Genomic DNA, 12,892 nt, shown 5'->3' on the forward strand with positions numbered 1-12,892 from the left:
GCGTCCGATCAACACCCGAGAATTACTGCCCCCATAGCGAATTCACGGCATCGCGGTCCGCTGGGCGGACCTCAGTACGGGCGCAGCACGATCTCGGTCGGATGCCCGTCGCGCGGTGTCTCGACGGCATTGCGCACCGCGGCGGCGACCGTCTCCGGCCTGAGGAACTCCTCCGGCCGGTACTCGCGCCCCTCGTTCGCGATGAGCGCACGCTGCATATCGGTGTCGATCCGGCCCGGATGGATCGAGGTGACCCGCAGCGTCGGCTCCTCCAGCCGCAGCGCGTCGCCGAACGCGCGCAGCGCGAACTTGCTCGCGGCATAGGAGGCCCAGCCCGGGTTCGCGCGCAGCCCGGCGCCCGAATTGATCAGCACCACATGCCCGTTGGCGGCGCGCAGCGCGGGCAGCAGCAGCCTGGTCAGCTCGGCGACCGCGATCACGTTGGCCTCCAGCGTATGCCGCCACTGCTGCACGGAGGATTCGGCGACGGTGTCCAGATCTGCGACACCGGCGTTGTGCACCAGCACATCCAGGCGGCGGATCGGCGCGGCCGCGGTGGCGACGGCCGGATAGTCCGTCAGTTCCACCGGCCATCCGGTGGCGCCGGGCAGTTCGGCGAGGATCTTGCCGAGCGAATCGGCCGAGCGCCCGCCGAGCAGCAAGTCGTGCGTGGGCGCGAGCTCGCGCGCGATGGCGGCGCCCAGGCCGCGGCTGGCGCCGGTGATCAGCGCGGACGGTCGGGGCGTGCTGGTCACGGCAGGTGTCATGAACAGTACGGTAGTTTGCCCACGGAAAAGGGGCCGTAAAGACCCGTAGCGCGGCGCGTGCCGTGAGCGATGCATGCATACATGACGGGGCTTTCCGGAGTGAGATCGACCGCACACGTACCGGACAACAACACAGCGCGGGCATATCTACGGGTGACATCGCAGAATGGGGGGATGGCACACCCGGGTTTCACCCCCACCCAGCTCGGTGCGCGCGCCGCCTACCTGCTGCGTGGCAATGACCTGGGCACCATGACCAGCGCGGCGCCGCGGCTGTACCCGCACATGTGGAGCTGGGACGCCGCCTTCGTCGCGGTGGGCCTTGCCCCGCTCAGCGTGGAACGCGCGGTGATCGAACTGGACACGCTGCTCTCGGCACAGTGGAAGAACGGGATGATCCCGCACATCGTCTTCGCCAACGGCGTCGACGGCTACTTTCCCGGCCCGGCCCGCTGGGAGTGCCGCAAACTGGCCGCCAACGCGCCGGACGGCCCCGACACCTCGGGCATCACCCAGCCGCCGGTGCACGCCATCGCGGTGCAGCGCATCCTCGATCACTCGCGCAGGCACGGCCGCAGCACCAGGGCGGTTGCCGAGGAGTTCCTGAACCGGCGCTGGCCGGATCTGGTGCGCTGGCATCGCTGGCTCGCCCACGCACGCGACCCCAAGGAGAGCGGCCGGATCACGATCTACCACGGCTGGGAATCGGGGATGGACAACTCGCCGCGCTGGGATCGCGCCTACGCCAACGTGATTCCCGGCGACCTGCCGCCGTATCGGCGCGAGGACACCAGCGTGGTCGACGACCCGACGCAGCGCCCGAGCGACCGCGAATACGACCGCTACCTATGGCTGGTCGAGCAGATGCGGCGCGCGGGCTACGACGACTATCAGCTGGCCTCGACCATGAGCTTCGCCGTCGAGGACGTCTTCGTCACCGCGATCTTCGCGCTGGCCTGTGAGGTGCTCGCCAATATCGGCGAGGAGTACAAGCAGCCCAATGCCGATGTGCGCGACCTATACGCGTGGGCCGACCGCTTCCGGGCGGGCGTGGTCGCCACCGCGGACGCGCGCACCGGCGCCGCACGGGATTTCGATGTGCGGCTGCAGCGCTGGATCACCACCGAGACGATCGCCATGTTCGCGCCGCTGCTGTGCGGCGGGCTGCCGCGCGATACCGAGCGCAGCCTGGTCCGGCTGTTCGAGGGCCCGCGGTTCTGCGGTCATCCCGATCTGAAGTACGCGCTGCCGCCGTCGACCTCGCCGGTGTCCAAGGATTTCCGGCCGCGCGAGTACTGGCGCGGCCCGGTCTGGCCGGTGATGAGCTGGCTGTTCTCCTGGGTCTTCGCCCGCCGCGGCTGGGCCGAGCGGTCGTACATGCTGCGCGCCGAGGGCCTACGCCAGGCCAGCGACGGCAGCTTCGCCGAGTATTACGAACCGTTCACCGGCGCACCACTCGGCAGCATGCAGCAGTCGTGGACGGCGGCCTCGGTGCTGGATTGGCTCGGCTAGCGGTAAACCTCGACCATCTGTAAACACTGAGCAAACACCACCGCTTGCCTCACCGATCCAGTGAGAGCCAGTGGCTATCGTCGTAGCCCATGGACAAACGGAGTGGGCGAGCGACGATTCGGCGCCGAAGCGCGGCCCTATCCCTGGCAACCGGCATCCTCACGGCAACCATGATGGCGACCGCGGCGGCCACCCCGACCGGTCCCGACGTCTCGTCCTGGCAGCACATCGACGGCAGGATGATCGACTGGTTCTCGGTCAAGCGAGCCGGCCACGATTTCGCCATGGTGAAGGCGACCGAGGGCACGAACTACGTCAACCCGTACTTCGTCCAGGACAGCGTGCTGATGCGCACCGCGGGCGTGGCGCGCGGGACCTACCACTACGCGCGCCCGAACCTGGCGCCCGAACCGCAGGCCGCGCTGTACGCCGCGGTGGTGCTCGGCCAGAACGGCCCGATGGACCTGCCGCCGGTGCTCGATCTGGAGAACTCCGGCGGCCTGGCGCCCAGCGCGCTGATCGACTGGACGCACCGCTATCTGAACACCGTCCGCGCGCTCACCGGCCGGACGCCGATCGTCTACACCTATCCGCGTTTCTGGCAGACCGCGATGGCCGACAGCACCGAATTCACCCGCTACCCACTGTGGATCGCCGACTACCGCGGCAACGAACACCCCGAGGTGCCGGGCGGCTGGCCCGCCTGGACCTTCTGGCAGACCACCGACCGCGGCGACATTCCCGGCATCGACGGGCGCACCGATGTGAACGTATACAGCGGCGCCCAAGGCGATTTCGCGCGCTTCGCGAATATGTGACCGCTACGCCCCGGTGCGACCGCCGCCCTTCTTCCACACCGAGACCACCGCGGGACGCGGCAGGCTGTCCCCACCGTCGGGCCAGTGCGAGGCGGGCTTCTCCGCGGTCGCGTCGTCGCGCTCACCCGGATGCTGGACGCAGACGGTGATCCGCTGCTCGGTGATGATCGGGCCGCAGGTCTCGGCGCCGAACGGCACAGTCAAGAACTGCTTGGTCTCACCGCGATGCGGCCCGTCGAGCACCACGGAGAACAAACCATCGTTGGCGTTGTTGGCTCGTGAGGCGTCGGTCGAGATCCACAGGTTGCCGTACTCGTCGAAGGCCAGGTTGTCCGGCGCGGCGATCGGGCTGATCTTGTTCTTGTCGAAGCCTGCGAAGTAGGTGTCGCTCGTCTTCGGATCACCGCAGAGCATCAGCACGTTCCAGGTGAACTTGGTGCCCGCGTGCTCGTCATCGAGCTCGAGCACCTGCCCGAACTTGTTGATGTTGCGCGGATTCGCCTCGTCGACGCCGGGCTTGCCCTCCTTGCCGCGCTGCTCGTTGTAGGTCAGCGCGACGTAGACCTTGCCGGACTTGGGGCTCGCCTCGAAGTCCTCGGGGCGGTCCATCTTGGTGGCGCCGACCTTGTCGGCGGCCAGCCGGGTGAACACCGCGACCTGCTCGGCGGTGAACCCGTCGACCTTCGAGGTCCCCTTGCCGTCCTCGCCGGTGACGAGCAGCGGAATCCATTGGCCGGTACCGGTGAAACCCTTGTCGGAGGGCACGGTGCCGTTGCCATCGATCTTGTCCGGGTGGTCACCGCTGAACTTCGCGACATACAGCGTGCCCGCATCGAGAATGGTCAGGTTGTGCCGCATGCTCGACTGACCGGTGCCGGACTGCACCTTGCGCGACGACACGAATTTGTACATGTAGTCGAAGCGTTCGTCGTCGCCCATGTAGGCGACCACGGTGCCGTCCTTCGCCACGTGGATGGTCGCGGCCTCATGTTTGAACCGGCCGAGCGCGGTGTGCTTGATCGGTGCCGCCGTCGGATCCCACGGATTCAGCTCGACGACCCAGCCGAACTTGTTGGCCTCGTTGGGTTCCTTCTCCAGATCGAAGCGCGCCTCGTGCCGCTCCCACTTGCGTTCCGAGGCACCGGTCGGGAAGCCGTAGCGCTTGAGCCCGGCCTTGGCCTGCTCCGGCGCCTTGTCGGCGTTGGCGAAGTACTGATTGATGTTCTCTTCACCGGAAAGGACTGTGCCCCACGGCGTCAGACCGCCCGAGCAGTTGTTCAAGGTGCCGAGCACCTTCGTGCCCGCGGCGTCGGTGCTCGTCTTCAGGAATTCGCTGCCCGCGGCGGGGCCGGTGATGACGAACTCGGTGCTGCCGGTGACGCGGCGGTTGTACTTGCCGAATTGCGGTGTCAGCTTGCCCGATCCGGATTCGCCCTTGACCTGGACCACCGAAAGTCCGTGTGCCGCAAGCGCGGTCTGGTAGTGCTCAAGGGACGGGTTCTCTTTGTCGTAGCCCTTGAACATCTGCGGTTCGGTGGTGTACTCGTGATTGACCACCAGCAGATAGCTGTTGGCCTGCCCCTCGATCGGCAGCAGCGCCGCGAAGTCGTTGTTGAAGCCGAACTGCTTGGCCTGCGCTGCCGGGGTCTGCTTGTCCGCGTCGAACTTCGGTGCGTCGTCGAACAGCGGGTCGCCCCAGCGGATCACCACGTTGTGCTCGTATCCCTGCGGGATAACCAGTGCGTCATCGGAATTCGGCGCGACCGGCGTGAAATTGGTGCCGACCGGCACACCGTCGATCAGCGAACCGCCCGCCGTCTCGGTTGCCTTCGCGTCGTCGCCACACGCGGCGAGCAAACCGGCCGCGCCGACCGCGACGACCACGCCCGCGCTACCCTTCAGCATGCCGCGGCGGGTCAATGCGGCGCGCACCATATCGCCGAAATATTCATTGCCGGAGGTGTTCGGCGCCTCGTGGTAGCAGGCGTTGCCGCACTTGTACTGACAGGTGAGTGCCGACCGCTTGGGCAGGCCATCCCGTTTGACGAAGAGGGCGAGGGGCTTGGGGCTCACGATTACTCCTGGATCGAGCTGACGCGCGCACGGTAAACGCCGTAGACAATGCCGAGGAAACAACCAGATGAACGACCGGCCAATTAGGCGACCCTCACCGCATGGTGGCTAATGGCAAGCAATTGACTATCGCGCCCGATCAGGTGATCGGACGCGATATTCGTTGCAGGGGCTAAGCATTGACCGGGAGAGCGATCACGATCTCCCGTTCGTTGTCCGGTAGATAGTGGACCTGAATGATCCGGCCCACCTGGACCTGGCCGATATTTCCCGGCGACAGGAACTTGTCGACGGTGGCGGCGAAGGTCGAGCCGTCGGGCCGGGTAACCACCAGGCCGAGGTCGACCCTCGTGTGCCCGTCGTGAATCTCGCCGGGGACATCGAGCGAGCGCACCACCGCCCGCGCCGTGATACCGCGTGCGGCGATATCGAGCTTGGCCCTGGTGGTGAAGCCCTTGCGAATCATGGCCTCGTTCATGGCTTCCTGTGCCGCGGTGTTGTCGTCGGACAGGTCGACTTCGACCTTGCCCGGTTTATCGGGGAGATAGCGCACCGGCAGCACGACGCCGGGGTGCAGCAGCGCGAGTTCGGTCAGCGGCACGATCAATTTCGCGTGCGCGTCGAAGGTTTTGCCGTCGGCGCCCTCGACGCTGAATTCGATGCGTACCTGCGGCTGATCGTTGATGGTCAGCCCGGTCTGCGCGAACGATTTGACGGTGCCGAGTCCGACGGGCGCACCGCGGAATTCGGAACTGTTGTGGCCGGTGAATGCCTGCATGATGCCGTCGCCGGTGAGCGGGAAGATGATCGAGACGAGGACGATCGCGATGATCGGCAGCGACATCTGCGGGCCGACCCAGCCGATCTCGTCCGGTGTGTACGGATCGCTGCTGACGTAGGTGAGGCCGTGCCAGACGTAGTAGCCGATGGCCAGGACGGCGAAGGCCACCGCGCCCCGGCGAAGAACGGATTTCATGATGCTCCTTGATGATTCGATGTGGTGCTGCGAAATCCCGTCGGCCCGGCGCGTGCCTGGACCCCGGTCGGCCGGGTCACCCCTCGAAGTGACGCGGCCGGGCCGACGGAAAGTTGGGGCGGGTCGGTCAGCCGCCGACGATGGTCGAGCAGGCGAAGGTGATGTCGAACTTCGCGGTCGTCGGACCGGCGAGCGGGTTGGTCAGGTCGGGCGCGCTCACGCCTTCACCGGTGACCTTGTAGTTCTTGCCGTCCTTGACCAGCTTGGCCGAGCCGCCGGGCTGGCCGTTGCCGTAACCCACCGCGTACGGCAGGCCGGTCGCGCCGCCCTTGGTGCCCGCGATGGCGACGGCCTGCACGGTGTCCGCGCCGGTGACGGTGGCGCTCACCGAAAGGGTGCCGTAGGTCGAGTTGGCCTGGTCGGTCAGTGCCAGCGCGAGCGTGTCGCCCTGCTTGACGCAGGTGGTGTCGAACTTCGCGTCGAAGGCCTTGCCGTCGACCGAGGCGGCAGACTTGCCCGCGGGGGCGGCCGGTGCGGCCGGACTGGCGGGCGCCGCGGAGGTGGCCGGTGCGCTGCCGCTTTTGGCGTTGTCACTGCAACCGGTGACGAACAGGGCGAGCGCGGCGGCGGCCGCGACGGCGACGGTGGTGGCCCGGATCGGGGTGGTGTTCATGATGGTCCTCTGTGTTCTGTGGTGGCCCCCGGGTGGAGCCGATACGCAAACCGTAGGAACGGTTTGCGCCCTACCGATCCCAGGTTTTCGGCCCTCCCGCGGCCCCGGATGTCGGTTAACCTGCTCATATGCGACGACCGCGCGCCATGGTGCTCGACGAGGTGTGGCGCGAGCTGGACGGCGTCGAACCGCTCAGCGGGCCACAGGGCGGACCGCTGCGGCGCACGGTGAAACTGATCCTCGATCCGCTGGTGATCCGGCCGGTGCAGCATCCCGCGTGCGCCGGGCCGCTCCTTTCGGCCGACGGTGCGGTGCTGCTCGCGGCGCGCATCCACGCGAGCGCCGACGTGCTGCGCGCGACGGCCGCCTGGTTCACCGTGCTGAAGCAGGTGCGGCGCGGGATGCGGATCACCGAGGGGCATCCGCAGGATCTGTACTTCCGCAAGTGTTTCGAGCTCGCGCACCTGTCCGGCATGCCGGATGCGCTGCGGGACAACGGAACCGCCGAGGAGGCGCTGCGCGAGATCCACGGGTACGCGGCCGGGCGGACGACACAGGCGCTGAAGGACTACGTCGCCGAGCAGGCACGCGCCGACGAGCTCACCGGTCTGATCGAGGTGGCCTGGCGGCGACGACCGCTGGTGGACACCGCCTTCGAGGATCGATCGCGGCAGTTCGCGGCGTTGCTCGACGCCTGCGCCGCCGCCCGGCTCCAGCAGTACGGCGCGAAGCCGGTTCTCCTTACCTCGCTGATCGATCAGCGTGCGGGCACGCACTACGGAATCGGCCTGTGGCACGACGAATCCGACCCCACCGCACGGGAACTCGGGCTCACCGCGCATCCCGTGCCGCAGCGCCCCGAGCTCGGCGCGTCGGCCTCGAAGGCGGATATGGGGAGAGCGTTCGATCGCACCATCTTCGAGCGGGTGTTCACGGCATTGCAGGCGTCGAGCGATCGCGCCGAGCTGCCGCCGATTCCGGAACTCGTCACCACCGAGATCGCCCGCGGTTGCGCGCCGTGGGCGCTGCTCGACGAGTCACTGCGGGTGGCGGCGACAGCGGGTGCGGTACTGGCCGTCGGCCTCTCGCCGTTTCCCGAGCAGGTGCCTTCCATGCCGATCGCGGGCGATGGAGAGCGCGGTAGGAACGCAGACCTGCGCGCAGCGCCGCGCGAGCCCGAGTCGATCCCTCGGCAGCCCTGGGGAACTACCGCGCACCAGGTCGTCAACAACAGATGGCGACGCGAGGCGTATGTGCTGCAGGCCAGGCGGCTCGCGGTACACGCCACACCAACGGAGAGCCCACTGTCCGCCATCGCCGCCGAGCTGCGGACCCCCTGGCGCCCTTATCTGCGCAGACTGTGGGTCCGGCTCCACGGCCGCGATGTGCGCGAGCTGTCCGTCTCTCTGCCCGATGAGCTGTGGGATCTGCTGGACGGCGTCGCCCGCTCCGTCATCCTCGACCACCGCATGCGGGTCAAACAGGCGCTGAGTGTGTCGGCGACGGTGCGCGAACCGGAATCGAGGGCGAGCTGATGACGGTCTACATCCGGCGCGACGCCGACGGACTCGTGGTCATCGCCCCGCCCGGCGCACCGACCGTGCTCGACGGTACGCCCGCGATCGATACCGCTGTGCTCGAGGTGCTCGGCGGGCATCTGTCCTGGAGTTTGCCTGCCGGACAGCGGATTCCGGCGGCCGTGATCGACGATCTCGACCTCGCTCAGGAGTGGATCTGGGCGGTGTACGGCGAGCGGATCGCGCTGGTGATCGCCGAAGTCGGCGGCGAGGACGAGGAATTCGCGGTCGACCCATCTCGCCCGGAGCTGGTGTCCGCGGCCTGGCGGCTCGGTTACGCGCACTGGGCGGCCCGCTGGTGGCCCGCGTCGACCATCGACGGGATCGCGCCGCTGGACGCCGGGCTGCTCGCGGAGGAGATCGCGAAGCTGACCGAGGAGTGCGAAGCACTCGTCGACGGGGCCGACGCGTCGATGCACGCCACCGAACCGGCTACCACCGAATCCCTCGGCCGCGCGGAGGATTACGCCCTCGCCGCCGGGCCGGGTGCACGGGCGGGTGCGCTGATCCTGTCCCGTGGAACGGGAGGCTGGGATTGGCGGCGCTGCCCGCCTGGTCTGCTCGACGCCTCCGAGCGCGCGGTGACCTGGACGGTCACCCGCGAGTCGGGCGCGACGGTCGTCCGAGTCGGCGTTGTCGCGGCACCCGGACTCGGCACAGCGCTCGACCTACCGGCACTTCTGCGCCCACGGGCCATCATCGGCACATCGACCGGTAGTACCGAGGCCGAGCTGACGCTGACCGGTGACACCTGGATCGGCGAGGCCACGCCACCGTCGAGCACCGACTCCACTGCGAATGTGGATATCTACGTCCCCGGAGTCGGCCCGGCCGCACCCTCCGCACCGAACGCCCCACAGCTGCGTCAGCAGGTACGAGACCTGGCCACCGCGCGACTGCGGCGCGCGACCGGAACAATCGACCACGTCGACGCGCTCCTGCTCGCCGAAATCGCAGCGGCGGCCTCGGATTCGGACTACTGATGAATATCGATCCACCACCGGCCCGGAATCGTAGCGCGAGACTTGGATGCGGGATTCTCACGAACACCGGCACGCCGGACAACGGGCTCCCGCGCAGTAGATCGGACGGCCCGGCAAGCACGAGATCACCACGCGGGACCACTACCGCCGACCGGGTCACCCACAGACTGCTTGCTGAAATCGCCCCGGCCGCTAGGAATTCGGATTGTTGATATGAACGACACACCACCCGACGACGGCCGCGCGATCCTCATCGCGGGCGCGGAGGCCTACGGTCGCGGCGATATCGCGGGGGCGCTGCGCATCTTCGAGGACGTCGTCCGGACCGCCGAGGGCGGCCTGCGGATCAGCGCCATGATCAATGCGGCGAATATGCACGACGAGCTCGGCGAGCACGCCGTGGCAGTCGCCATGTTCCGCCAGGCACTGGCCGAGATGCCCGAGGACGAACCGGCGAAGCGGCCCTCCGCGTTGATCAACCTGTCGCAGGCGCTGCAGCACCTCGGCGATCTCGACGGCGCCCAGGACGCGCTGGAGCAGGCGCGAACGCTGCTATCGGGCAGCGAGGATCAGACCGAGCTGCGCCTGCCGTGCCTGCTGTCGCTCACCTCCGTCGCCATGCACCGCCAGCACTGGGCGTACGCGCTCGAGCTGGCCACCGAATCACTCGATGTCGCAGTGCGATTCGCGCCGCAGCTGGCCGGGCATCCGCTGATGAGCATGGCGGGCATCCACTTCGACACCGGTAGACACGAGCTGGCGGAGGATTTCGCGCGCCAAGCGCTGGCGGCCTTCGAATCGGCGGGCGACGAGAAGGGTGTCGCCGAGACGCAGCAGAACCTGGGCATCATGCAGCTGCGGCGCAACCGGCTCGACGAAGCCGAGCCGTATGTGCTGGCGAGCCAGGAGTATTTCGAGCGGTGCGGCTTCGCGCATCGCTGCGGCATCGGGCTCAAGATGCTCGGCTTTCTCGCCGACGGCCGCGACGACTACGAGCGCGCACGCGAGCTGTACACCCGCGCCCTCACCCTTTTCCGCGAGTCCGGTGCGATCGTCGACGCCGCCGACGTGCAGACCCGCCTCGCGTCACTGATCTTCACCACCGGGCATCTGACGGCCGAGACGGAAACGGCCGACCATCTGAACGAGGCCGAGGCCATGCTGGCCGAGGCGCACGACACCTACGCCTCGCTCGGCCTCGGATTGCATTGCGCCCAGCTCGATTTCTGGCACGCCGCGCTGTGGGAGGCACTGTTCGATTCGTGGGAGTACGTCGACCCGGGACTACTTCCGCACGTAGCGCAGCTCGCGGTGACCTCGGCACTGGCCATCGACGCGGTCCGCTACACCATGCCCACCGGACATCAGCGCGACCAGTGGAACCGCGAGATCGCCGACCCCGCCATGCGATTGGCCTTCCGCTTCGCCTACCTCTCCGGCAACGTCGACCTGCTCAACGACCTCATCGCCACCCAGTGCGCGGGCACGACCTTGCAGGTCGACCGATCGGTGCGCGTCGCATCGAAGCGCCTCCCCCTGGAATTCCTCGATCCCGGACCGGTTGCGCCGGATCAGTCCGACGCGGCACCGCCCCTCGGCCCGGCACCGCAACCCGGCCCGGCACCGCAACCCGGCCCAGCACCGCAACCCGGCCCAGCACCGCAATCCGGCCCAGCACTGCAGTTCGGCCCGACATCGCCCCTCGGCTCCGCACTGCAACCCGCCGCCGCATTGCAACTCGGCTCCGCCCTGCGCCTCGGTTCCGCACTCGCCGAGGTCGCGATCGGTGCGGGACTCGCGGTATCGCCACCACCGCGACTGGCTGTCGCGCCGGACGGCCATATCGCCCTGGCCGACTACATCGCCGCCGCCGAGGCCCGATACGGGCGCGCCGTCCGCGCCGATCGAGTGGTGCTGGCATGAGCGGTCAGGCCCGGAGGCGGCAGCGCAGCGCAACCACGCAGGGCCCCGCACACGCCACAAAGGACACAGCATGAACGAGCAGCCAACGGTCCTGGTGCGCATGGCCGACGCGGGCGATATCTACATTTCCTGGCGCTGGTTGCACCACGACGCCGCTCCCGGTGTGAGTTTCGCGCGCGAGGCCGAGGTGGCCGAGGCCCTTCAGCAGCTGAAGACCGCACTGCCCGACCCCTCGGTCCCAGGCAGCCTCGAACACGCACTGACCGCGGGACCTTTCGCCACCCCGGCCACGGAATACGAACTCGGCAGAACCCTCTCCCGCACCTTCTTGCACCTGCAACTGGCCACCCAGCTTCGCGATCTCCTCCAGCAGGGGGTCCGCCCGCACATCCGAATCCAGCCCGCACCCCGGCTCGCCCAAATCCCCTGGGAGCTACTCGCCCCCTCCCCGGAATTCCGCCTGCTCGACATCGCCGATCTCAGCGCACTCGCCCCAGCGGGCATCGTCGGCGCACCCGATCGAAAAGCGAACTCCTGGAACGAGACCCGCGATCAGCCGATCGTCGCCATCCTCGATCCACGCATCCCCGGCTACCGCGCCGACTCACCGCTGGGCTCGATCCTCGGCCGTATGGACCCGAACACCCCACTGGCCCAGCGCATCACGGAATACTCCGCACAGGGCCGCCTCAGTCCAGCGATCACCGCACCCGCAGAAGCCTTCCGCCGCACCGACATCGACCGCACCTGGCTGAGCACCGCCCTGCACAAAGGCGCAAGCCGCCTCCTCTACGTCGGTCACGTCACCGCCGCCCCACCCGAATCCGGCCAAAGCGAAACCGCCGAACTCCACCTCCCCTGCACCGCCGACACCCTCGGCTTCGCCACCCCCACCCGCACCCACCGCCCCTTCTCCGCCAAGGACCTACTCCTCGGCACTCACACCCTCACCCCCAACCCCCTTACCGGCCAGGCCCTGTGGCCCATCCCCAGCCGAGTAGCCCTCATCGCCTGCGAAAGCGGCGGCGACCTCCGCTTCACCGAAGCACTGGGCCTGGTAGCCGCCATGCTCAACAACGGCGCCGAACTGGTAACCGCCACCCGCTGGCCCCTCCCCACCGACCTGGCCTTCCACCGCCTAGCCGCCGCCCCACCCGAAGCCACCCCACTGCAAGACGCCATCTGCGCCATCGACACAGCCCACGAAGACCCGGCTCCGATGCACACCCTCAACGCCTGGCAGCGCACCCACCTATCCGCCTGGCGCACCACCGGCTCGATCGAACACTCGCCCCTGCTCTGGGCGGCCTTCGCCACCGTCCACGACTAGGGTGCGCCACTTATAGAGGATCTAGGCCAGCGATGTGTCCGAGTTTGTTATCCGTCCTGCGGCCGGCCGTGATGTCTCTGCTGTCCTTACCTTTTGGCAAACCGCCGCCGAGGACGCCCACCGCCCCGCCGATACGGCTGCCGCTATGGAAGCACTGATCGCTCGTGACCCAGACGCTCTGATCCGAGGACCGCTTCGCCCGTTCGGCGGAACCCGCGTCGACGCTATGGTTCTCGACGACAATGACCTCGCTCATACGG

General features: G+C 68.1%; 10 protein-coding genes. 6 read left to right on the forward strand and 4 right to left on the reverse strand.

Annotated elements, in window-relative coordinates:
* Positions 1-71: 71 nt before the first annotated feature.
* Positions 72-767 carry an SDR family oxidoreductase gene (locus ACIG5A_RS21705; protein WP_397242665.1) on the reverse strand — a complete coding sequence of 232 codons (696 nt, stop codon included), beginning with the start codon at positions 765-767 and terminating at the stop codon, positions 72-74.
* A gap of 174 nt (positions 768-941) precedes the next feature.
* On the opposite strand from ACIG5A_RS21705, the gene ACIG5A_RS21710 reads away from it, so the two are divergent.
* Both ACIG5A_RS21710 and ACIG5A_RS21715 read left to right on the forward strand, forming a co-directional pair.
* Positions 942-2,279, forward strand: a complete 1,338-nt coding sequence (locus ACIG5A_RS21710; protein ID WP_397242667.1) for an amylo-alpha-1,6-glucosidase — start codon at positions 942-944, stop codon at positions 2,277-2,279.
* Between the two features lie 89 nt (positions 2,280-2,368).
* Entirely contained in the window at positions 2,369-3,097 is a 729-nt protein-coding gene (locus ACIG5A_RS21715) for a glycoside hydrolase family 25 protein (RefSeq protein ID WP_397242669.1), read from the forward strand.
* A gap of 3 nt (positions 3,098-3,100) precedes the next feature.
* On the opposite strand, the gene ACIG5A_RS21720 is transcribed toward ACIG5A_RS21715, so the two are convergent.
* From ACIG5A_RS21720 to ACIG5A_RS21730, 3 genes are all read right to left on the reverse strand, one after another.
* Positions 3,101-5,170 (reverse strand): PhoX family protein, encoded by a 2,070-nt coding sequence (locus ACIG5A_RS21720; RefSeq protein WP_397242671.1) that lies wholly within the window; start codon positions 5,168-5,170, stop codon positions 3,101-3,103.
* A 172-nt stretch (positions 5,171-5,342) separates the two neighbouring features.
* The gene (locus tag ACIG5A_RS21725) at positions 5,343-6,146 is read right to left on the reverse strand and encodes a hypothetical protein (RefSeq protein WP_397242673.1); all 804 of its coding nucleotides are present in this window, start codon (positions 6,144-6,146) and stop codon (positions 5,343-5,345) included.
* A gap of 127 nt (positions 6,147-6,273) precedes the next feature.
* Entirely contained in the window at positions 6,274-6,819 is a 546-nt protein-coding gene (locus tag ACIG5A_RS21730; protein WP_397242675.1) for a lipoprotein LpqH, read from the reverse strand.
* A gap of 146 nt (positions 6,820-6,965) precedes the next feature.
* On the opposite strand from ACIG5A_RS21730, the gene ACIG5A_RS21735 reads away from it, so the two are divergent.
* From ACIG5A_RS21735 to ACIG5A_RS21750, 4 genes are all read left to right on the forward strand, one after another.
* Positions 6,966-8,354, forward strand: coding sequence for a hypothetical protein (locus ACIG5A_RS21735; protein WP_397243950.1), 1,389 nt, complete (start codon positions 6,966-6,968; stop codon positions 8,352-8,354).
* Positions 8,354-9,379 (forward strand): hypothetical protein, encoded by a 1,026-nt coding sequence (locus ACIG5A_RS21740; protein ID WP_397242677.1) that lies wholly within the window; start codon positions 8,354-8,356, stop codon positions 9,377-9,379. Before ACIG5A_RS21735 ends, ACIG5A_RS21740 begins: the two co-directional genes overlap by 1 nt.
* A gap of 213 nt (positions 9,380-9,592) precedes the next feature.
* Positions 9,593-11,302: a tetratricopeptide repeat protein gene (locus ACIG5A_RS21745; protein WP_397242679.1), complete on the forward strand. Its 1,710-nt coding sequence runs from the start codon at positions 9,593-9,595 to the stop codon at positions 11,300-11,302.
* Positions 11,303-11,372: 70 nt separating this feature from the next.
* Positions 11,373-12,632, forward strand: coding sequence for a CHAT domain-containing protein (locus tag ACIG5A_RS21750; protein ID WP_397242681.1), 1,260 nt, complete (start codon positions 11,373-11,375; stop codon positions 12,630-12,632).
* The last annotated feature ends 260 nt before the right edge of the window (positions 12,633-12,892 follow it).

Origin of the sequence: Nocardia sp. NPDC052566, from assembly GCF_044547285.1 — a bacterium.
In the GTDB taxonomy this organism is placed as follows: domain Bacteria; phylum Actinomycetota; class Actinomycetes; order Mycobacteriales; family Mycobacteriaceae; genus Nocardia.